18 protein-coding genes are annotated in these 22,565 nt (G+C 60.2%); 7 read left to right on the plus strand and 11 right to left on the minus strand.

Going from position 1 to position 22,565, the window contains the following annotated elements; genetic code table 11:
- Window positions 1-85: 85 nt before the first annotated feature.
- From tldD to mreB, 8 genes are all read right to left on the minus strand, one after another.
- On the minus strand, window positions 86-1,528 hold the full coding sequence (tldD, locus tag ORL50_RS12475; RefSeq protein WP_266014982.1) for a metalloprotease TldD: 1,443 nt from the start codon (window positions 1,526-1,528) through the stop codon (window positions 86-88).
- 22 nt (window positions 1,529-1,550) lie between these two features.
- Window positions 1,551-2,396 (minus strand): carbon-nitrogen hydrolase family protein, encoded by an 846-nt coding sequence (locus tag ORL50_RS12480; RefSeq protein WP_266014985.1) that lies wholly within the window; start codon window positions 2,394-2,396, stop codon window positions 1,551-1,553.
- Between the two features lie 67 nt (window positions 2,397-2,463).
- Window positions 2,464-6,267 (minus strand): YhdP family protein, encoded by a 3,804-nt coding sequence (locus ORL50_RS12485; RefSeq protein WP_266014988.1) that lies wholly within the window; start codon window positions 6,265-6,267, stop codon window positions 2,464-2,466.
- A 75-nt stretch (window positions 6,268-6,342) separates the two neighbouring features.
- Complete coding sequence (gene rng, locus ORL50_RS12490) at window positions 6,343-7,800, minus strand: ribonuclease G (protein WP_247290642.1); 1,458 nt, start codon at window positions 7,798-7,800, stop codon at window positions 6,343-6,345.
- Window positions 7,801-7,857: 57 nt separating this feature from the next.
- Window positions 7,858-8,454 (minus strand): Maf family protein, encoded by a 597-nt coding sequence (locus ORL50_RS12495; protein WP_266014994.1) that lies wholly within the window; start codon window positions 8,452-8,454, stop codon window positions 7,858-7,860.
- 48 nt (window positions 8,455-8,502) lie between these two features.
- A complete protein-coding gene (mreD, locus tag ORL50_RS12500; RefSeq protein ID WP_045061471.1) occupies window positions 8,503-8,994 on the minus strand; it encodes a rod shape-determining protein MreD in 492 nt (163 codons plus the stop codon).
- The gene (gene mreC, locus ORL50_RS12505) at window positions 8,994-10,100 is read right to left on the minus strand and encodes a rod shape-determining protein MreC (RefSeq protein ID WP_266015387.1); all 1,107 of its coding nucleotides are present in this window, start codon (window positions 10,098-10,100) and stop codon (window positions 8,994-8,996) included. The genes mreD and mreC overlap by 1 nt, the downstream gene beginning before the upstream one ends.
- 140 nt (window positions 10,101-10,240) lie before the next feature.
- Window positions 10,241-11,278, minus strand: a complete 1,038-nt coding sequence (mreB, locus tag ORL50_RS12510) for a rod shape-determining protein MreB (protein WP_002555108.1) — start codon at window positions 11,276-11,278, stop codon at window positions 10,241-10,243.
- 210 nt (window positions 11,279-11,488) lie between these two features.
- On the opposite strand from mreB, the gene gatC reads away from it, so the two are divergent.
- The 7 genes from gatC to ORL50_RS12545 all read left to right on the plus strand — a co-directional run bounded on the left by gatC (window position 11,489) and on the right by ORL50_RS12545 (window position 18,439).
- Window positions 11,489-11,776, plus strand: coding sequence for an Asp-tRNA(Asn)/Glu-tRNA(Gln) amidotransferase subunit GatC (gene gatC / locus ORL50_RS12515; protein ID WP_045061473.1), 288 nt, complete (start codon window positions 11,489-11,491; stop codon window positions 11,774-11,776).
- Between the two features lie 16 nt (window positions 11,777-11,792).
- Entirely contained in the window at window positions 11,793-13,244 is a 1,452-nt protein-coding gene (gene gatA / locus ORL50_RS12520) for an Asp-tRNA(Asn)/Glu-tRNA(Gln) amidotransferase subunit GatA (RefSeq protein WP_266015001.1), read from the plus strand.
- Window positions 13,245-13,254: 10 nt separating this feature from the next.
- Window positions 13,255-14,700, plus strand: coding sequence for an Asp-tRNA(Asn)/Glu-tRNA(Gln) amidotransferase subunit GatB (gene gatB / locus ORL50_RS12525; protein WP_266015004.1), 1,446 nt, complete (start codon window positions 13,255-13,257; stop codon window positions 14,698-14,700).
- A gap of 150 nt (window positions 14,701-14,850) precedes the next feature.
- Window positions 14,851-15,225, plus strand: coding sequence for a septal ring lytic transglycosylase RlpA family protein (locus ORL50_RS12530; protein WP_266015009.1), 375 nt, complete (start codon window positions 14,851-14,853; stop codon window positions 15,223-15,225).
- A 50-nt stretch (window positions 15,226-15,275) separates the two neighbouring features.
- Window positions 15,276-16,334 (plus strand): calcium/sodium antiporter, encoded by a 1,059-nt coding sequence (locus ORL50_RS12535; protein ID WP_266015392.1) that lies wholly within the window; start codon window positions 15,276-15,278, stop codon window positions 16,332-16,334.
- Window positions 16,331-16,702: a carboxymuconolactone decarboxylase family protein gene (locus tag ORL50_RS12540; RefSeq protein WP_266015012.1), complete on the plus strand. Its 372-nt coding sequence runs from the start codon at window positions 16,331-16,333 to the stop codon at window positions 16,700-16,702. Before ORL50_RS12535 ends, ORL50_RS12540 begins: the two co-directional genes overlap by 4 nt.
- A 297-nt stretch (window positions 16,703-16,999) precedes the next feature.
- On the plus strand, window positions 17,000-18,439 hold the full coding sequence (locus tag ORL50_RS12545; protein WP_266015015.1) for a PhoPQ-activated pathogenicity-related family protein: 1,440 nt from the start codon (window positions 17,000-17,002) through the stop codon (window positions 18,437-18,439).
- Here ORL50_RS12545 and ORL50_RS12550 read toward each other — a convergent pair.
- The 3 genes from ORL50_RS12550 to ORL50_RS12560 form a co-directional block, all read right to left on the minus strand.
- Window positions 18,436-19,377, minus strand: a complete 942-nt coding sequence (locus ORL50_RS12550) for an AEC family transporter (RefSeq protein ID WP_266015018.1) — start codon at window positions 19,375-19,377, stop codon at window positions 18,436-18,438. The two genes, ORL50_RS12545 and ORL50_RS12550, sit on opposite strands and share 4 nt — an antisense overlap.
- Before the next feature lie 189 nt (window positions 19,378-19,566).
- Window positions 19,567-21,120, minus strand: a complete 1,554-nt coding sequence (gene garD / locus ORL50_RS12555; protein ID WP_266015021.1) for a galactarate dehydratase — start codon at window positions 21,118-21,120, stop codon at window positions 19,567-19,569.
- Between the two features lie 11 nt (window positions 21,121-21,131).
- Complete coding sequence (locus ORL50_RS12560) at window positions 21,132-22,499, minus strand: MFS transporter (RefSeq protein WP_266015024.1); 1,368 nt, start codon at window positions 22,497-22,499, stop codon at window positions 21,132-21,134.
- Window positions 22,500-22,565 lie beyond the last annotated feature (66 nt).

Genomic DNA, 22,565 nt, shown 5'->3' on the forward strand with positions numbered 1-22,565 from the left:
CCTGTAGGAGCTGCCGCAGGCTGCGATCTTTGCTTTTTCAAGATCAAAAGATCGTAGCCTTTGGCAGCTCCTACAGAGGATGTTCTTACGATCCTGTGCCACCCACAGTGATCGCATCTATTTTCAGCGTTGGCTGGCCGACACCCACCGGCACCGACTGCCCATCCTTGCCGCAGGTTCCGACGCCGCTGTCCAGCGACAGGTCGTTGCCGACCATCGACACCTTGCTCATCGCCTCCGGCCCATTACCGATCAGTGTGGCGCCTTTGACCGGCGCAGTGATCTTGCCGTCCTCGATCAGATACGCCTCGCTGGTGGAGAACACAAATTTGCCGCTGGTGATATCGACCTGACCGCCGCCGAGGTTGGCGCAGTAGATGCCCCTTTTCACCGAAGCGATGATTTCTTCCGGGTCGCTTTCGCCCGCCAGCATGTAGGTATTGGTCATGCGCGGCATCGGCAGGTGCGCGTAGGATTCCCGTCGACCGTTGCCAGTGCGGGCCACGCCCATCAGGCGCGCGTTGAGCTTGTCCTGCATGTAGCCCTTGAGCACGCCGTTTTCGATCAGCGTGGTGCACTCGGTCGGGGTGCCTTCATCGTCGACGCTCAGCGAGCCGCGACGACCGGCCAGCGTGCCGTCATCGACGATAGTGCACAGCTTGGAGGCAACCATTTCGCCCATGCGCCCGCTGTACGCGGAGCTGCCCTTGCGGTTGAAGTCGCCTTCCAGGCCATGGCCGACCGCTTCGTGCAGCAACACACCGGACCAGCCCGAGCCCAGCACCACCGGCAGCGTACCGGCCGGTGCTGGAATGGCTTCAAGGTTTACCAGCGCCTGGCGCAATGCTTCGCGAGCGTAGCCCATGGCGCGGTCATCGCTGAGGAAATAACGGTAGTCGGTGCGACCGCCGCCGCCATGGCCACCGCGTTCGCGGCGACCGTTCTGCTCGACGATCACACTGACATTGAAGCGCACCAATGGGCGCACATCCGCCGCCAGGCTGCCGTCGGTGGAAGCTACCAGAATGCGTTCCCAGACACCGGCCATGCTCACGGTGACTTGCTGGATGCGTGGATCAAGGGCGCGGGTTGCAACGTCGATGCGCTTGAGCAACTCGACTTTCTCAGCACGGGTCATCACTTCCAGTGGGTTATCCGGCCCGTACAACTGGGCGACATCCTGGGTGGTGAAAGCCTGCACGCTGCCATTCTGCCCGGCACGGGAGATCGAACGCGCGGCACGGGCCGCAGCGCCCAGGGCTTCAAGGGTAATGGCGTTGCTGTAAGCAAAACCGGTTTTTTCACCGGACTGCGCGCGTACGCCCACGCCCTGGTCGAGGTTAAAACTGCCTTCCTTGACGATGCCGTCTTCCAGCGCCCAGGACTCGGAGATCTGTCCCTGGAAGTACAGGTCGGCGGCATCGATGCCCGGGCCGGCCAGATCGCCGAGCACACCCTGCAGGCTCTCGATGGTTACGCCGCCGGGTGCCAGGAGGTGTTCACTGACTGAGGACAACAACTCGCTCATAGGTTTTACGCCTTAAATTCGTTCATTCCGAGGCAGGTCGCTGCGCGCCCTGCGAGAAAAAGCGCCGGTGACTGGATACCGGCATTCGCGCCCTGATGGACGCCTGTTCGCTGCTATCGCGTTCGGCCAGCAGCACGGCCTCGCCTTGGTCCTGCTGGGCCAGCACGCGCCCCCAAGGGTCGATGATGGCGGCATGCCCCCAGGTTTCGCGCGGTCCCGGATGAGTTCCACCCTGGGCGGCCGCGAGTACATAACATTGAGTCTCGATAGCCCGTGCGCGAATCAACACACCCCAATGTGCCGCGCCGGTCACCGCAGTAAAGGCCGACGGCGCGGTAATCAACTCTGCGCCGGCAGCCCGCAATTCGCTGTACAGCTCCGGAAAACGCAGGTCATAACACACCGTCAGGCCGACGCGGCCCACTGGCGTATCCGCCACCACGACGCCACTGCCATAAGCATAGTCATCGGATTCGCGATAACGCCCGCGATTGTCCGCCACGTCCACATCGAACAGATGGAGCTTGTCGTAGCGCGCCACCGTTTCGCCCTGGGCATTCACCAGTAACGAGCAGGCATGCACTTTTGCCGACGGCTGATCCACTGGCGGCAGCGGTAAAGTGCCGGCCACTATCCATAACTTGAGGTCGAGGGCGGTCTGTTTCAACCATGGCAGGATCGGTCCTTCGCCCATAGCCTCGGCGCGCCCGATGTCAGCGATGTCGCGGCGACCCATGGCTGCGAAGTTTTCCGGTAGCACGGCGAGTTTCGCACCCGCCGCAGCCGCCTCTTCGAGCAAGCGGCGAGCCTGGATCAGATTGGCCAGCACATCGCTCTGGCTGACCATTTGAATCACCGCAAATGACATGACGTATTCCTGAATTGAAATCGACACCTACAGGGTCATGCTACTCCATCGAACCAGGCAGATGATTTCAAAAAGGTTTCTCGAAGGTGATTTTCGGTTCTTTCCATGGCCCTTTCACCGTGTACTTGACGCTGGCGAAACGCGCCACGCGGTCGCCGATCAACTTGTCGATCAGGAACAGCGCACCGCCGATGGCCGGTGCGCCGACAATCAACGCGGCAATCGGCAGGTTGTTGGTCACCGGCAAGGTCACCAGCAACTTGGCATCGACCTTGTCGCCCACCAGGTCCAGGGTGCCATTCAATTCGATGTTGCTCGATGGGCCGGTCATCAGGATCGGCTCGCGGGTGACGTACACCCCGTTACTGGCGACCAGCAGGCCCTTGACCCGGTCGTAGCTCAAGCCTTTGCCAAACAGGTCGGAAAAGTCCAGCCGCAGGCGCCGGCCTATCGAGTTGAAGTTGAGCAGGCCGAACACCCGCAACGCCTGGGCGCCACCTTCAACTTCGACGAACTGGCCTTTGTTCAGCGATGCATCAAGGCTACCGGAGAAACGCTTGGTGGCCAGCCACGCCGGAGAACCAGGCCAGCGACCATCGATGTCCATATGGAAATTTTCACTGGTGACGCTCGGCGCGAACCCCCAGCCCTTCAACACGTCGGCAAGATTCTTGCCGCTGATGCGGCCCTTGTACCAGCTGGCTGATGCGCCTGGCGTACCTTCCCAGCCACCGCTGCCCTGCAGCAGGATGCCCTTGAGCCCCAGGTCCAGCGTATTGAGGGCGATACCCTTGGCGGTAGGCCGGATCTTCAGCGACCAGGCGCCGACCAGGTCCTTACCCTGGAACAGCTGGTTGATGGTGATCTCCAGCGCCGGAATTTTCGTCGGGTCCACGGTGGCCAGCGGATCCGGCGAGTTTTCATCGGCGAGGACAGTCGGATCGGGCGCTGGCAACTTCACGTACTGGAGATTGATGGCGATTGGCGCGCCCTTGGCATCCGGGATAGCAACCGTGCCCTTGACCTGTTGACTGTCGAGCTGCAGGGCCCAGGTGGCCGGCCGGCGATTCAACTGCACCGACGCCTGATCCAGGGTCGTGCCCATGGCGCTGAGCTTGCCGATCTTCAGGTCGGCGCTGCTGAGCAACTGCTTGGCACTGCCGCCAGGATCCTGGCCGGCATACTTGTCCGCCAGGTCTTTCCAAGGCCCTACGTCCAGCTCCGGCAGTGAGCCACGCACGCGCAGGCCCTTGGCGCCGGGTACGACGGCCTGACCGCCACCCAGCAGCAATTCGCCACGGCCTTCGGCAAAATTGTTGGCCGGCGCTTCATAAGTGAAGTTCGCCAACTGACCATAATTGACCCAGTAACGCCGGTCTTCTCCCTGCAAGGTCATGCGGAACGTGGTATCGCGCCCCACATCCGCCCCCATGCCAAACGGCGCCGGCAGATCAACAGCAACACCCTTGAGGTTGGAGCTGACCAGTAACTGGCTATCGGCGCCGCCAAGGTTGAGTTGCAACTGATAGGGGATCACCCCGGAAACCGGCAGCGGCTGGGTGACGGCCAACCAGTCGGTGAGTTTTTTCACCTCGACCTGACCAGATGCGGTCACCCGAGTCTTGAGGTTGCCAGCGCTGCCATCGGCAAAAATCTGCGCGGAGACCGGTTTATCAAAGGCCCGCGCCGTGATGTTCTGACCGCTGAGGCCCTTGGTGCTATCGAACCGGAAATCGCCCTTGAGCTGGGTCAACTCCAGCGCCGGCTCGCTGAGTTTCAGACGCGCCTTGGCGGTCTTGAAGTCGACCAGGATTTTCGGCTGTTCACCCTTGGCCAAGGGGATATCGAGCTTCAACTTGCCTTGCAGATCGCCCTCGCCTTCCCAGCCGGCGAAGGTCTCGGCAGTACCGATCGGCGCCGTCTGGAGAATTTTCAGGCCATCGCCCAGGCCACCGGCAAACGCGCCGTCGAGCAACAGGTGACTGCTCTTGCCGGCAGCGACATGAGGGATGTCGACGTAGATATCGCGAACCTGGGTGTCGAGCAACTGTCCCTTGCTGGCGACAATCCGCACCCCGCTGTCTTCGATGAACACATCACCGCTGACCTTGCTTACGTGCGGCCACCCCGGCTGAAAGGCCAGTTCGGCGTCATGCACCTTGAAAAACAGGCTGATGCTGCGATCGGCATCCCCGGCACCGTGGGCCAGCGAGCCCTGGTACTGGAAGAAACCTTCGTCGACGGCGCCCTTGAGAATCGCCGTGCGCAGCCATTCGTCCAGCGCTGGGCTCAACACAGTCGGCAGGTACTTGGCGGTGTATTTGCCATCACCGTCCACCAGGCCGACCCGCAGGTCCATGTAGTCTTCCTGGGAGTGATCAAGATGCAGGCGGATCAGGAAGTCACCGGCAATCTTGCCTTCCTCCCCCAGCACTTTCAGGTAGGGCGCAATCAGGGTGAAGGCTTCTTTATCAATTTTCCAGGTCAGCTTGGCGTTGGCCTGGATGTACTGCCAGGGCTTGGCGAAAATCGGGTCCAGGTGCAGGGAAAAATCCTTGCTGTCCATGCGCAACTCACCCTGCCCCAGGTCACCGCTGATGCTGCCGCTGACGTTGCGCGCCGCCGGAGCCCCGTGATAGGCATTAAAACCAACCCGGTCGAGGTTGGCGGCGAAGCTGAATTTGCTGTTGTCGGTAACCGTTGGCCGAAAGTCGAGCAGTACGTTACGCAGGCTCCCGGTCACCTTCAGGCGTTCGACCGCCGTGGCGACGCTTTCAGGCAACGGCCCCAGCGCGTTGAGCAGCGGCGTGATCGGCGTGAGATCGAGGCGATCGGCTTGCAGGTGCCACAGTTCCGGGGTGCTATCACCGGCCCCTGTCTGCTTGAGTTGCAGGCGTGATTCCCAGCGGGTTTCGCCGAGATTCATGGCGAGGGAATCCAGGGTGACGAGTACGCCTTGTGAGTCGCGCTGGAAGTAACCGTTGAGCGCCAGGTTGTTGATCTGGATCGGCTTGCGCTCGGCGTAGGCACCCTTGATCTGCGGCGCGTTCAGGCGCACCGCCCCGCTCTGCAATGCGCCGCTGCTCCAGCTCACCCAGAGCTCGCCTCCGGCCTTGATCTCGGTAAAGTTCCACTGCTGAGTCAGGCGCTCCGGCAGCCATTTCGACCAGTCACTTTGCGGCAGGCTGAGATAGGCGTCTGCCGCGCCGTTCTTCCAGTCGCTGGCCCGCAGGCGAGTACGCAGGTTCAAGGCCAGCGGCTGGCCATCGGGCAACGTGAGTCGGGCGTCGAGACGCTGGCGAGAGCTGCCGGTCTTGAGGCTCATACCGACGTAGGTCAGGGTCAGTGGTGGATGATCCAGTGGCTGCAAGGTCACCTGGCTATCAAGAACCGAGAGCTGCTGGACCATCTGCATGCGGTTGAGCAGTTGCTCAGGGTCCAGCGGCTGATCCTGCTGGACCGGCAACCCCTCCAGCGCCCAATGACCATCCTCGCCTTCCTTGAGGCTGATCTTCAGGCCGTTGAGTTCGAGATGTGCCAGGCGTACCTCGCGAGCCAGCAGACTGGCCCAGATGTCGGGCACGGCGCGCACCTGATCCAGGCGCAGGGCGTTCGCCCCTTCGCCGAGCATCACATCATGAGCCAGCAGGATCGGCGCAAAACCGCTCCAGTTACCTTCCAGTTCGCCGATATGCAGCGGCATGCCCAAGGCACTACTGGCCTTGGCTTCGACCTCTGCCCGGTATTCGGCCACCAGCGGCGTCAGTTCCCGACCGAGGCTGACGTAGAGCGCCATCAGCACCAAAGCCAACGCGCACAGGCTCAGACCCCAGCGGGTCAGTGCAGCCAAGATGCGTGTCAGACGGTCCATGTCAGTTGGCTCCCATGGCGTTAATTCTGCAGAAGGCTGAGACCAGCTGTTCCAGGCGATTTACAACGTAAGGGTTCAGAGCAACACCACGTCGTATTGTTCCTGCGAATACATGGTTTCCACCTGGAAACGGATTGTGCGACCGATAAACCCTTCAAGTTCGGCGACATTGCCCGACTCTTCGTCAAGCAGGCGATCGACGACTTTCTGGTTTGCCAATACACGATAGCCCTCCGCCTGATAGGCGCGAGCCTCGCGCAGAATCTCCCGGAAGATTTCATAACAAACGGTTTCCGGAGTCTTCAGCTTGCCCCGCCCCTGGCAGCTGCTGCAGGGCTCACACAGCACCTGTTCGAGGCTTTCACGGGTACGCTTGCGGGTCATTTGCACCAGGCCCAACTCGGTGATGCCGATGATGTTGGTCTTGGCGTGGTCGCGTTCCAGCTGCTTTTCAAGAGTGCGCAGGACCTGGCGCTGGTGCTCTTCGTCTTCCATGTCGATGAAGTCGATGATGATGATGCCGCCCAGATTGCGCAGGCGCAGCTGGCGAGCAATGGCGGTGGCGGCTTCGAGGTTGGTCTTGAAGATGGTTTCTTCGAGGTTGCGATGCCCGACAAAGGCCCCGGTGTTGACGTCGATGGTGCTCATGGCCTCCGCCGGATCGACTACCAGGTAACCCCCGGACTTGAGCGGGACTTTGCGCTCAAGGGCCTTCTGAATTTCATCTTCGACGCCGTACAGGTCGAAAATCGGCCGCTCGCCAGGGTAGTGCTCCAGGCGATCGGCGATTTCCGGCATGAGTTCCGCGACGAACTGCGTGGTTTTCTGAAAGGTTTCCCGGGAGTCGATGCGGATCTTCTCGATCTTCGGGCTGACCAGGTCGCGCAAGGTGCGCAGTGCCAGGCCGAGGTCTTCGTAGATCACGCTCGGCGCGCCGATCGTCTTGATCTGTTCGTTGATCTGATCCCACAGCCGGCGCAGGTAACGGATGTCCATGAGGATTTCGTCGGCACCGGCGCCTTCTGCGGCGGTACGCAGGATGAAGCCACCGGCTTCCTTGATCCCTTCCTTGGCCACGCAGTCGGTGACCACCTGCTTGAGCCGCTCGCGCTCGCCTTCATCTTCGATTTTCAGGGAGATGCCGACATGAGCGGTGCGCGGCATGTACACCAGGTAGCGCGATGGAATCGACAGCTGGGTGGTCAGGCGTGCGCCCTTGGAACCGATCGGATCCTTGGTCACCTGCACCACCAGGCTCTGGCCTTCGTGCACCAGCGCACTGATGCTCTCGACCGCAGGACCTTCGCGCAGGGAAATTTCCGAGGCATGAATGAAGGCGGCACGATCCAGGCCGATGTCGACAAATGCTGCCTGCATCCCCGGCAATACCCGAACGACCTTGCCCTTGTAGATGTTGCCGACGATCCCGCGCTTTTGCGTACGCTCGACGTGGACCTCTTGCAGAACACCGTTTTCAACCACCGCCACGCGCGATTCCATCGGCGTGATGTTGATCAGGATCTCTTCACTCATGGCAGGGTCTCGTTCAGGCATTTTCACGATAATGGCCGCATCTTGTCAGTACGACGCTCAGAGCGCGTTAAAGGTTTGCCAACAGGGTATGCCGAAATGGCCCAGCAGTTCTGCGGTTTCGCACAGCGGCAAGCCAACCACCGCCGAGTAGCTGCCATCCAGCCCGGCCACGAACACCGCGCCAAGCCCCTGGATGCCATAACCACCGGCCTTGTCCCGGGGTTCGCCGCTGGCCCAGTAGGCCGCAGCTTCCGGTGCGCCAATCGGGCGAAAACGCACCAGGCTGCGGATCACCCGCGACTCGCAACGCTCGCCATCCAGCAACGCAATACCTGTCAGAACTTCATGCTCGCGCCCCGACAACATCATAAGCATGGCGCATGCGTCAGCTTCGTCCACCGGCTTGCCGATAATTTTCCCATCCAGCACCACGGCAGTGTCGGCACCCAGCACGCAGAAGTCTGCAGCAGACACCACAGCATCACGCCCAGCCTCGGCCTTGCCACGCGCCAGGCGCTCGACATAGGCCGACGGGGATTCGTCTTTCAGGGGAGATTCATCGATGTCCGCACTGATGGCGGAGAATGGCACGCCAATCTGCGTGAGCAGTTCACGTCGACGTGGCGAGCCTGAGGCGAGGTATAGCTGTTTCATCACGACATCTCCCTGTCCAGTACCAGTGCGGGCAAATGCCTGACCGAATTAATTGATCTTGTAGCGTCGGCGCAACCCGCGCAAACCGTAGCTGATCCATGGCCAGAGCAAGGCGCTGACCAATGCCGGCAACACCAGCGCCAGCGTTGGCTGGCGATTACCGGTCAGGGCACTGAGCCATAGCTGAACCAGCTGGGCCAGGCCGAAGATCACCAGAATCACCAGGCTCTGCTGCCACATCGGAAACATTCGCAGTCGTTGCTGCAGCGACAGTACCAGGAAGGTGATGAGCGTCAGGATCAAGGCGTTCTGGCCCAGCAACGTACCGTAAAGCACGTCTTCGGCCAGGCCCAGGCACCACGCGGTGACCATGCCGACTTTCTGCGGCATCGCCAGCGCCCAGAAGGCCAGCAGCAAGGCCAGCCACAAAGGACGGAGAATTTCCATGAACTGCGGCAGCGGTGAAACGCTGAGCAACATGCCGATGGCGAAGGTCAGCCAGACGATCCAGCCGTTTCGGGATGCAGTCGTACCGACCATTATTCTCGTCCCCCAGTATTAGCCGGTGCAGAGACAGGCGGTTTGGCAGCAGGCTTGGCGGCAGCCGGTGGTTTGGCTGGCGGCTTGGTCGCTGCAGGCTTGACCGGGGTCGTGGCGGCAGGCGCTACCGGCGCAGTGGCGGCCGGTGCAACAGGAGCGACAGGAGCAGCCATCACAGCCGGGACGATGGCGGGTCTTGGCACAGTCGCAGGCATCGGGCCACCACCATATTGGTCGAGGGTTTCCTGGGCCTGGGCTGCGTCATTGGCGCGCTCTTCGGCCGTGCGACCGTCGCTGAACACCAGCAGCAGGTAACGGCTGCGGTTCAATGCGGCAGTGGGCACGGCGCGAACAATGGCGAATGGCTGGCCGGAGTCATGGATGACTTCCTTGACCGTTGCCACCGGGTAACCCGCCGGGAAACGCTGGCCCAAGCCGGAACTGACCAGCAGATCGCCTTCCTTGATGTCGGCCGTATCAGCCACATGGCGCAATTCCAGGCGCTCGGGATTGCCGGTGCCGCTGGCAATTGCGCGCAAACCGTTGCGATTGACCTGCACCGGAATGCTGTGGGTGGTATCGGTCAGCAGCAACACGCGAGAGGTGTACGGCATCAACTCGACCACCTGCCCCATCAAGCCGCGGGCATCGAGTACCGGCTGGCCAAGGACCACGCCGTCGCGCTCACCCTTGTTTATGATGATGCGATGGGTGAAAGGATTGGGGTCCATGCCGATCAACTCGGCCACTTCGACCTTTTCGTTGACCAATGCCGACGAGTTGAGCAACTCGCGCAGTCGAACGTTCTGCTCGGTGAGAGCGGCAAGCTTCTGCATGCGGCCTTGCAACAACAGGTTTTCAGTCTTGAGCTTTTCGTTTTCGGCGACGAGTTCGGTGCGGCTGCCAAACTGGCTGGCCACACCCTGCCATAACCGCTGCGGCAGGTCGGTGATCCAGTAGGACTGCATCAGCACCAGCGACATCTGGCTACGCACTGGCTTGAGCAGTGTGAAGCGGGCATCGACCACCATCAGCGCGACCGATAGCACGACCAGCACCAACAAGCGCACGCCCAGTGAAGGACCTTTGGTGAAAAGCGGTTTAATAAGCCGCTCCTCCCAGGCAAATGTGTTGTTTATTCATACGGCAGACCGGCCTGGATGCAGACTGACAGAAGATAAACGCCAACAGGCAGCACTGCAAAGTGCTGCCTGCGCGCTCAACAGCATAGATGCAACCCCGCGACTTATTCGCTGGAGAGCAGGTCCATGGTGTGTTTATCCATCATTTCCAATGCACGGCCACCGCCGCGAGCAACGCAGGTCAACGGGTCTTCGGCAACGATCACCGGCAGGCCGGTTTCCTGGGCCAGCAACTTGTCGAGGTCACGCAGCAGGGCGCCACCACCGGTCAGCACCAGGCCACGCTCGGCGATATCGGAAGCCAATTCCGGAGGCGATTGCTCCAGTGCGCTTTTCACTGCCTGAACGATGGTCGCCAGGGACTCTTGCAGAGCTTCCAGGACTTCGTTGGAGTTCAGGGTGAAAGCACGTGGCACGCCTTCAGCCAGGTTGCGACCGCGAACATCGACTTCGCGAACTTCGCCGCCCGGGTAGGCCGTACCGATTTCCTGCTTGATGCGCTCGGCAGTGGATTCGCCGATCAGGCTGCCGTAGTTGCGACGCACGTAGGTGATGATCGCTTCGTCGAAACGGTCGCCGCCAACCCGTACGGATTCGGCGTAGACCACACCGTTCAGGGAGATCAGCGCGATTTCAGTGGTACCGCCACCGATATCGACAACCATCGAACCGCGTGCTTCCTCTACCGGCAGGCCGGCACCGATCGCAGCCGCCATCGGCTCTTCGATCAGGAACACTTCACGGGCACCGGCGCCGAGGGCCGATTCACGGATGGCACGACGCTCAACCTGGGTGGATTTGCATGGAACGCAGATCAGCACACGCGGGCTAGGCTGCAAAAAGCTGTTTTCGTGAACCTTGTTGATGAAGTATTGCAGCATCTTTTCGCAGACGCTGAAGTCGGCGATAACGCCGTCTTTCATCGGACGAATGGCAGCAATATTTCCTGGAGTACGGCCGAGCATGCGCTTGGCCTCGGTGCCGACGGCCACGACACTTTTCTGGTTACCGTGTGTCCGAATGGCCACAACCGATGGCTCATTCAGAACGATTCCGCGCTCGCGCACGTAAATAAGGGTGTTGGCAGTGCCCAGGTCAATGGAAAGATCGCTGGAAAACATGCCACGCAGTTTCTTGAACATGGGGAAAGGACCCTAGGCAACGCGTGGGTAAAAAAGTGCGGCAAACTCTAACAACGACAGGGATTTTGGGCAAGGCGCCAATATGTTAAATTGGCCGCTTTTCTGTGCACCAACCCCCACAATCGCGGCCTTATGACCGTAGAAATGCGGTAGTGTTCCGACAATCTAACACACGGACGCCGTCCGTTCTGTTTTCCACTGGAGATTCCCATGGCGCTTGAACGCTCCGACGTGGAAAAAATCGCTCATCTGGCCTGCCTTGGCCTCAATGATGCCGATCTTCCACACATCACTTCGGCCCTGAACAGCATTCTTGGGCTTGTCGACGAAATGCAGGCGGTCAATACCGACGGTATCGAGCCGCTCGCCCACCCACTGGAAGCCAGCCAGCGCCTGCGCGCGGACGTCGTGACCGAGACCGATCATCGCGAGGCCTACCAGTCCATCGCACCAGCGGTCGAAAACGGCCTGTACCTGGTTCCGAAAGTCATCGACTAAAGGGAAAGAGCCTGCAATGCATCAAATGACTCTGGCCGAGATCGCCCGCGGACTCGCCGATAAAAAGTTTTCCTCCGAAGAGCTGACCAAGGTCCTGCTGGCGCGTATCGCCCAGCTCGATCCACAGCTCAACAGCTTCATCAGCCTCACCGAGGACCTCGCGCTGCAGCAGGCCAAAGCCGCTGACGCCCGCCGGGCCAATGGTGAGAACGGTGCCCTGCTCGGCGCGCCGATCGCCCACAAGGACCTGTTCTGCACCCAGGGCATCCGCACAAGTTGCGGTTCGAAGATGCTCGACAACTTCAAGGCACCGTACGATGCCACCGTGGTAGCCAAGCTGGCCGCTGCCGGCGCCGTGACCCTGGGCAAGACCAACATGGACGAATTCGCCATGGGTTCGGCCAACGAGTCGAGCTGGTACGGCGCCGTGAAAAACCCGTGGAACCTGGAGCACGTACCGGGCGGTTCGTCCGGTGGTTCGGCCGCTGCCGTTGCCGCACGCCTGCTGCCGGCGGCTACCGCGACCGACACTGGCGGCTCCATTCGTCAGCCCGCCGCATTTACCAACCTGACTGGCCTGAAACCGACGTACGGTCGTGTTTCGCGCTGGGGCATGATCGCCTACGCCTCGAGTCTCGATCAGGGTGGCCCACTGGCGCGCACCGCCGAAGACTGCGCAATCCTGTTGCAAGGCATGGCCGGTTTTGATGCCAATGATTCCACCAGCATCGACGAGCCAGTACCGGATTACCGCGCCAGCCTCAACGATTCGCTGCAAGGCCTGCGCATCGGCGTGCCGAAGGAATACTTCAGCGCCGGTCTCGACCCGCGGATCGCCGAGCTGATCCACACCAGCATCAAGGAGCTGGAAAAGCTCGGTGCCGTGATCAAGGAAATCAGCCTGCCGAACATGCAGCACGCGATTCCTGCGTATTACGTGATCGCACCGGCGGAAGCCTCGTCGAACCTGTCGCGCTTCGACGGAGTGCGTTTCGGGCATCGCTGCGCAGATCCGAAGAATCTTGAAGACCTGTACAAGCGCTCCCGTGGAGAAGGGTTCGGCCCGGAAGTGCAGCGCCGCATCATGGTCGGCGCCTATGCGCTGTCCGCCGGCTACTACGACGCCTACTACCTGAAGGCCCAGAAGATCCGCCGCCTGGTGAAAAACGATTTCATGGCCGCCTTCAATGAGGTCGACATCATCCTCGGCCCAACCACGCCGAACCCGGCCTGGAAGCTCGGCGCCAAGAACAGTGATCCGGTTGCTGCCTATCTGGAAGACGTCTACACCATCACCGCCAACCTTGCCGGTCTGCCTGGCTTGTCCATGCCCGCAGGTTTTGTTGACGGTCTGCCGGTAGGCGTGCAGTTGCTCGCCCCGTATTTCCAGGAAGGTCGCCTGTTGAACGTTGCCCATCAGTATCAGTTGAACACTGACTGGCACACCCGTACCCCAACCGGCTTCTGAGGAGAAACACATGCAATGGGAAGTCGTGATCGGGCTGGAGATTCATACCCAGCTCACCACCCGGTCGAAAATTTTTTCCGGTAGTTCCACCACTTTCGGCTCCGAGCCGAACACCCAGGCCAGCCTGGTTGACCTCGGCATGCCTGGCGTATTGCCAGTGCTGAACCAGGAAGCGGTACGCATGGCGGTGATGTTCGGCCTGGCCATCGATGCCGAGATCGGCCAGCACAACGTATTCGCCCGTAAAAACTACTTCTACCCGGACCTGCCCAAGGGCTACCAGATCAGCCAGATGGAATTGCCGATCGTTGGCAAGGGCCACCTGGACATCGCCCTGGAAGACGGCACGATCAAACGAGTTGGCGTAACCCGTGCGCACCTTGAAGAAGACGCCGGCAAAAGCCTGCACGAAGAATTCAACGGCGCCACCGGCATCGACCTGAACCGTGCCGGCACCCCGCTGCTGGAAATCGTCTCAGAGCCGGACATGCGCAGCGCCAAGGAAGCCGTGGCCTACGTCAAGACGATCCATGCGCTGGTACGTTACCTGGGCATCTGCGACGGCAACATGGCCGAAGGCTCGCTGCGCTGCGACTGCAACGTGTCGATCCGTCCGAAGGGCCAGGTCGAGTACGGCACCCGCTGCGAAATCAAGAACGTCAACTCGTTCCGCTTCATCGAGAAGGCGATCAACAGTGAAGTGCAGCGTCAGATCGAACTGATCGAAGACGGCGGCAAGGTGATCCAGCAGACCCGCCTCTACGATCCGAACAAGGACGAAACCCGTCCGATGCGCAGCAAGGAGGAAGCCAACGACTACCGTTACTTCCCCGATCCGGACCTGCTGCCGGTGGTCATCGAAGACTCGTTCCTCGACGAAGTGCGCGCCACCCTGCCGGAATTGCCGCCGCAGAAACGCGAGCGCTTCCAGGAACAGTTCGGCCTGTCGGTTTACGACGCCAGTGTGCTGTCCACCAGCCGCGAGCAAGCCGATTACTTCGAGAAGGTCGTGAGCATCGGCGGCGACGCCAAGCTGGCGGCCAACTGGGTGATGGTTGAACTGGGCAGCCTGTTGAACAAACAGGGCCTGGACATCGACCAATCGCCGGTTTCGGCCGAGCAACTGGGCGGCATGCTGCTGCGCATCAAGGACAACACCATCTCCGGCAAGATCGCCAAGGTGGTGTTCGAAGCGATGGCCAATGGCGAAGGCAGCGCGGACGAGATCATCGACAAGCGTGGCCTGAAGCAAGTGACCGACAGCGGCGCGATCTCGGCCGTGCTGGACGAAATGCTCGCGGCCAACGCCGAGCAGGTCGAACAATACCGCGCGGCAGACGAAGCCAAACGCGGCAAGATGTTCGGCTTCTTCGTCGGCCAAGCCATGAAAGCCTCCAAAGGCAAGGCCAACCCGCAACAGGTCAACGAACTGCTGAAAAGCAAGCTCGAAGGCTGATGAGAATGGAGCCAGAATTAACGCCTGGCTCCAATCCCCTGTGGGAGCGGGCTTGCTCGCGAAAGCGTTGTATCAGTCGAATCTTATGTCTACTGACACACCGCTTTCGCGAGCAAGCCCGCTCCCACAATTGCACCGGGAAACCCTGAAATGAAGCGTCTACTCGGCGCCTGCGCCCTGCTCTCTCTTCTGGCCGGATGCGCCAGCAATGACATCATCGACCCCCACGGTTACGACAAGACCGGCACCGCCTCCTATTACGGCGCCAAACACCAAGGCAAACGCACCGCCAGTGGCGAGCGTTTCAACAAGAACTCCCTGACCGCCGCCCACCGCCAACTACCCTTCGGTACGCGGGTGAAGGTCACCAACCTGAGCAACGACAAGTCCTGCGTGGTCCGGATCAACGACCGCGGGCCACACACCCGCAGCCGCCTGATTGATCTTTCCCACGAGGCGGCCGCACGCCTGGGTATGCTTAGAAGCGGGACCGCACGGGTTCGTGTGCAAGCCCTCGACGACTGACAGCTGGAGCGCCGACCATTTTCGGACTTGCAGATTTGCCCCTGATCAATCTGATTGAATTGCTCAGCGGCCTGGTTCTACTGATCGCCGGCGCCGAATTGATGGTGCGCGGCGCGGTACGCCTGGCCGCGCGTCTGCACGTGCGGCCGCTGATCATCGGCCTGACCATCGTCGCCCTCGGCAGCAGCGCGCCGCAAATGGCCGTCAGCCTGCAAGCGACCCTGGCACACAACGTCGACATCGCAGTGGGCAGCGTGATTGGCAGCAGCATCTTCAACATCCTGGTGACGCTCGGTCTGTCGGCGCTGATTATCCCGCTGCGGGTGTCCCGGCAAGTGGTGCGCCTGGATATCCCCCTGATGATCGGCGCCAGCCTGCTGGTCTTCATGCTCGCCTGGAATGAAGAACTGACCCGCTTCGACGGCATGCTATTGCTGGCCGCGCTGATGTTGTACCTGGGCCTGCTGCTGCGGCAGTCGCGCCACTCGGCACGCCCATCGTCCCACGATGAAACTCCCCAGGCGCCCTGGTTCAGCAGCCTGCTGATGATAATCGCCGGCCTGGGCATGCTGGTGTATGCCGGGCACCTGCTACTGGGCGCTGCGGTTGCGGTCGCCACTGACCTGGGGCTCTCGGAGCGAATCATCGGCCTTACCATCGTCGCCATCAGCACTTCCCTGCCTGAACTGGCTACTTCGTTGATTGCAGCCTTGCGCGGCCAACGGGACATCGCCGTGGGCAATGTCATTGGCAGCAACCTGTTCAACTTGTTGGGCGTGCTCGGCGTCACGGCGCTGATCGCGCCGACGCCCTTGTCGGTGTCGCCCAACGCCCTGGATTTCGACCTGCCAGTAATGCTCGGAGTCGCGGTGCTGTGCCTGCCCATCTTCTATTCCGGCTACCGGGTGACGCGTGCCGAAGGCCTGGCATTCCTGGGGCTCTACCTGGCGTACGGCCTGCATGTGGTGTCCTTCACCACCGGCATGCCCCTGGCGGGCAAGCTTGAACATCTGATGCTGTTTTTCGTCCTGCCGGCACTGGTGGCGTTTTTGCTGTTCACGTCCCTGCTCGCCTGGCGCCGCCAACACCACAAGAAGGAAGTGCCATGACCGACAACAAAAAACCCGGCGTTGAAGTGCGCCGCCAAGTAATGGGCGATGCTTTTGTTGATCGCGCCCTGGGCAATGCCACCGACTTCACCCAGCCGCTGCAGGACTTCGTCAACGAACATGCGTGGGGTAGCGTATGGAATCGCGAAGGCCTGCCGCTGAAAACCCGCAGCCTGATTACCCTCGCCGCGTTGACCGCACTGAAGTGCCCGCAGGAATTGAAGGGGCACGTGCGCGGTGCGCTGAACAATGGCTGCACGGTGGAAGAGATTCGCGAGGCGCTGCTGCATTGCGCGGTGTATGCGGGTGTGCCGGCGGCGATCGATGCATTTCGGGCGGCGCAGGAAGTGATCGAGCAGTATAAGTAACCCCCCTATCGTTTAAAACTTCGTTCGACGGGGACCGTGATTGATTTCGCCGCCCCGTCAAATGCAGTCGCCTGCCTGAAGTCCAACTGACGCCAACTTATATCCGACACTTCTCAATACATATATATCGCAATACAACACTTCCGAAAAAACTTTCAATATCGACGACACAAAGACAATCTTTTCCAGTCGCAAAAAAATCCCGCGATAAAAATCATAAAATAACTTGAAACAAGCGAGAATAATCCTATGCGATCTACCCTTTGTGTCGCTCTGCCGAATATACTGGTAACCCTTGTGCTGACGAGCTTCACTGCACAGGCCGAAACATTAATCGATAGATGCTCAGCTGCTCCCAACGACTTCAGCGAAATACTGAATTGCTACAAAACTCAGGAAGCATCCAAACCATTGCTCTACGTCGCAAAGGGTACCCAGGTCTTTCCCGGCGTGGAAAAGCGCAGTTTTGATCTTTCATCTCAGCAGTGGTCACCTCAAGGAATGGTCAGCCCAGAACAATGGAAACACAGTGTCGATATTTATATACCGCACAACGCCCTACAAGGACAGGCATTATTGGTAGCGAATAATGGAACCAACATACCTGCCGGTACCAAGGCTATAACTGAACCCACAGACTTCACCCAGGCCATGGCCCTGGAAGTTGCACGTAAAACGAATACAATCGTCATTTCCCTCAGCAACATCCCCAATCAATATCTCACTTACGCCGATGACGCTGTCCCCCGTACAGAAGACTCAAGTGTCGCCCATAGCTGGAATTTATTTCTCGAAAGTCCTGAAGCGCGCCCTTACATGCCTGCTCATGTACCGATGATGGCTTCCCTGGTCAAGGCGATGGACCTTGCCCAGAAAGAATTGAAGCCATGGAAAGTTGAACGATTTATCGCCAGTGGAGTTTCGAAACGCGCCTGGGCGGCCTGGCTCACCGCTATTGCCGATGAGCGCGTCAACGCCGTCGTACCATTTGTCATTGATGGCCTCGGCACAGACAAAGTGTTCGAACATACCTTTCAAACCTTTGGAAAGAACTGGCCGTTGGCATTCCATGACTATCACCGCGAAGGGGTGCTCCGCCTGCGACACAGCGAAGACTTCCAGAAACTGCTGAAAATCGTTGACCCTCTGGCTTACCTGGACAGTGCCTATGCCGAACGGCTGTCAATTCCGAAATACGTTGTCAACGCCAGCAGTGATGACTTTTTCCCTCCTGACAATTCGGGTTTCTATTTCGATCAACTGCCTGGGCAGAAAAGCCTGCGTGTTGCGCCCAATTCCAGCCACAACGGGATCAGGCAATTCGTTGAGAGCTCACTGATTCCCGTGGTCAACCGGTGGCAGCAAGATAGCCCGTTACCCTCCCTGACGACGAGCGCAACAACCCAGGGAACGGGCAAAACCGTTTCGCTGCAGTTCAGCGAAGCGCCGGTTCAGGTGACTCAATGGACCGCCGTGAACCCGGCTGCGCGAGACTTCCGGGATGCTTGCGGGATTCGCTATCTGCCTCGGCATGTCACCCCCTCCACCCCATTGCACGCACAGGTGCACATGGAAACACCCGAACAGGGCTGGACAGCGACATTTGTCGAGGCGACCTTCGCCGATGGTCTTGTCGTCACTACGCCGGTACAGATCATGCCTGATCGCTACCCGACCGCCGCGCCTCCAGAGACCGGGCCAATGTGCAAAACCCTGCCCGATCTGGCCAGCCGCTAGATCCACCCACCCCACTGCAACAAAAAGATCCCGATGTTGGTGGTCACCGCCGCCATCAAGGTGGTGATCACGATAATCGCCGCCGCCAGTTCATGGTTGCCATTGGCCTGGCGCGCCATGACAAAACTGGCGGCGGCGGTCGGGCTGCCGAAGTACAGGAACAGAATGCCCAGTTCCGCCCCACGGAACCCCCACAGCCATGCGCCCAGGGTCGCCAGCACCGGCAGGCCGATCATCTTGACCAGGCTGGAGCTCAGCGCCATCGAGCCGCTTTTGCGCATCGCCGCCAGCGACAGGGTGCCGCCGATGCATATCAGCGCCAGGGGCAAGGTGGTCTGTGCCAGGTACTGCCCGGAGGTTTCCAGCCAACCGGGCAGGCCAATCTTGAAATAGGCAAAGGGTGCCGCAGCAATCACGCTGATGATCAATGGGTTGATCATCACGCTCTTGAAAATACTCCAGGGGTCGGACTTGATCACCGGGCTGTAGACCGCCAGCACAATGGTCGAGAGAGTGTTGTAGAACAGGATCACCAGCGCCGCGAGAATCGCCCCAAGGGAAATTCCGTAGTCGCCATACATGCTGGCAGCCAGCGCCAGGCCGATGACTCCGTTGTTGCCGCGAAACGCGCCCTGGGTATAAATGCCGCGATCTTCCCGCGGACATTTCCAGATCGCCCAACCCCAAGCGATGGCAAAACACACCAGGGTTGCCACGGAGAAATAGATCAGCAGCGCCGGTTGCAGTGCGGCGTGCAGGTCGGCATGCAGGATGCCCAGGAACAGCAGCGCCGGCATGGTGACGTTGAACACCAGGGCGGAGGCGGTGTGGATAAAGTTGTCGTTGATCCAGTCGATGCGCTTGAGCAGCACACCCAGAAACAGCATGGCAAACACCGGGGCGGTGATGTTCAGGGTTTCGAGGAAAATTGCCAGCATGCCGGGGGTAACCTTGGGTGAGCGTCGTTAGGTGGCTAATGATAAGCCACCAGGTCCCCTGGCGTCTGTTAGACCGCCATCGCGGGCAAGCCTTGCTCCCACAGGGGATGTGCTGTATTCACACAATTTGCGCAACAAAGCAGATCTCCTGTGGGAGCAAGGCTTGCCCGCGATGCAGGCGACTCGGTCTCAGGTGATAGGCGCCGGGTTGAACAAGGTGATGTCGTTATGCAGCTTGTGCTGCTCCGCCCACGTCTGCTTTTTGCCGCTGGCAACATCCAGGTAGTAGTGAAACAACTCCCATCCCAGGTCCTCGATCGAAGCCCGCCCGGTGGCGATCCGCCCGGCGTCGATATCGATCAGATCCGGCCAGCGTTGTGCCAGTTCGGTCCGGGTGGACACCTTTACTACCGGCGCCATTGCCAGACCATATGGCGTGCCGCGCCCGGTGGTGAACACGTGCAGGTTCATCCCCGCCGCCAATTGCAAAGTCCCGCAAACAAAATCACTGGCCGGCGTCGCGCAAAAAATCAGGCCTTTGCGCTTGAAGCGTTCGCCTGGGCCGAGCACCCCATTGATCGCGCTGCTGCCGGACTTGACGATCGAGCCCAGCGACTTCTCGACAATGTTCGACAACCCGCCCTTCTTGTTGCCCGGCGTGGTGTTGGCACTGCGATCCGCTTCGCCCTTGGCCAGGTAGCGGTCGTACCAATCCATTTCCCGCACCAGCTCCTGCGCCACTTCCTCGGTTTCGGCGCGGGACGTCAGCAGGTAGATCGCGTCGCGCACTTCGGTCACTTCGGAGAACATCACCGTCGCGCCGGCGCGCAGCAACAGGTCCGAGGCATAGCCCAGGGCCGGGTTGGCGGTGATGCCGGAAAACGCATCGCTGCCACCGCATTGCATGCCGAGGATCAGCTCGGAGGCCGGCACGGTTTCCCGCCGACGCAGGTCGAGTTTTTTCAAGCGAGTCTCGGCCAGCGCCATGATCTGCTCGATCATCTCGGTGAAACCGTGACTCGAATCCTGCAGGCGGTACAACCACGGATCGCTCAGGTCCACCGAGCTATCGCCCTCATGCATCACCTGCCCGGCCTGCAATTTCTCGCAGCCCAGGCTAATGACCAAGGCTTCGCCACCCAGGTTCGGGTTACGCGCCAGATTGCGCACGGTGCGGATCGGGATGTACGCATCGGTCGCGGTGATTGCCACGCCACAGCCGTAGCTGTGAGTCAGCGCCACCACATCGTCGACGTGCGGATACTTGGGCAGCAATTCGTCCTTGATGCGCTTGACCGCATGATCCAGCACCCCGGTGACGCACTGCACCGTGGTGGTGATGCCGAGGATGTTGCGAGTGCCCACGGTGCCGTCGGCGTTGCGGTAACCCTCGAAGGTGAAGCCTTCCAGCGGAGCCTGCGCAGCCGGTACCTCGGTGGACAGCGGCAGGCTGTCCAGCGGTGGCGCGGTCGGCATGCGCAGTTGATCTTCATTGACCCAACTGCCGCGAGGAATCGGCTGCAACGCATAGCCAATGGTCTGGCCGTAGCGAATCACCTGGCCGCCCTCGGGAATGTCTTCCAAGGTGACCTTGTGGCTCTGCGGCACAAAATCCAGGGTCACCAGACCGTCAGCAAACTCAGTGCCGGCAGGCACACCCTGGTCGTTAACCACCACGACCACGTTGTCCCGCTCGTTGAGGCGGATGTAGCGCGGCGAGTCGGAATGTTCAATCAACTGCATGACGCCGCTCCTCAGGAATGTGCTTGAGACAATTTATTATGAGCTTCAGGACCGCTCACTGGCGGCTCCTTGAGCACCACACGCTTGATCGGACCAACGATCACCAGGTAGCTGAACACTGCAACCAGTGCGTTGCAACCAACGAACACCAGGGCCCATTTGAACGAGCCGGTGGAGCTGATGATGTAGCCGATCACGATCGGAGTGGTGATCGAAGCGATGTTACCGAAGGTGTTGAACAGACCACCACTGAGACCGGCAATCTGCTTCGGCGAAGTGTCGGACACCACCGCCCAGCCCAACGCACCCACGCCTTTGCCAAAGAAAGCCAGGGCCATGAAGCCGACGACCATCCATTCCACGTCGACATAGTTACACGCCACGATACTGCTGGAGACCAGCAAGCCGGCAATGATCGGCGCCTTGCGGGCGAAAGTCAGGGAATGTCCTTTGCGCAACAGGTAGTCGGAAATCACCCCGCCAAGCACACCGCCAATGAAGCCACAGATGGCCGGCAGCGAGGCAATGAAACCGGCCTTGAGGATGGTCATGCCGCGTTCCTGGACCAGGTACACCGGAAACCAGGTCAGGAAGAAGTAGGTGATGCCGTTGATGCAGTACTGGCCCAGGTAGACGCCGAGCATCATGCGGTTAGTCAGCAACTGGCGGATGTAGTCCCACTTCGGCCCGTCAGCCTTGGCGCCTTTGCCTTTGTCCTGGTCCATGTCGACCATGCCGCCGTTGTCGGCGATGTGCTTGAACTCGGCTTCGTTGATCATCGGGTGTTGACGCGGGCTGTAGATCACTTTCAGCCAGACGCCCGAGAAAATGATGCCGATCACGCCCATCACGATGAACACGTGCTGCCAGCCGAAGCTGTAGACGATCCAGCCCATCAGCGGCGCGAACAGAACAGTGGCGAAGTACTGCGCCGAGTTGAAGATCGCTGACGCCGTACCGCGCTCAGCGGTCGGGAACCAGGCCGCGACAATGCGCGCATTGCCGGGGAAGGATGGCGCTTCGGCCAGGCCCACGAGGAAGCGCAGCATGAACAACGCCACCACTGCTGTGGACATGCCGAACTCGCCGACATAACCCTGCAGCACGGTAAACAGCGACCAGGTGAAGATGCTCAGTGCATAGATTTTTTTCGAGCCGAAACGGTCCAGCAGCCAGCCACCGGGGATTTGCCCGGCCACGTAGGCCCAACCGAATGCGGAGAAGATATAGCCGAGGGTGACAGCGTCGATGCCCAGGTCTTTTTGCAGGCTGGAGCCCGCGATGGCAATGGTTGCCCGGTCGGCATAGTTGATGGTGGTCACGAGGAAAAGCATGAGCAATATCAAATAGCGGACGTGGGTCGGCTTGGTCGCTTGCATGTAGATGTACTCCCACTGATTATTTTTATGCGGGTAATAACGGTGTTGATCTCCTGTGGGAGCGAG

Source organism: Pseudomonas sp. RIT-562 (genome assembly GCF_026241895.1).
Lineage (GTDB): Bacteria > Pseudomonadota > Gammaproteobacteria > Pseudomonadales > Pseudomonadaceae > Aquipseudomonas > Aquipseudomonas mandelii_F.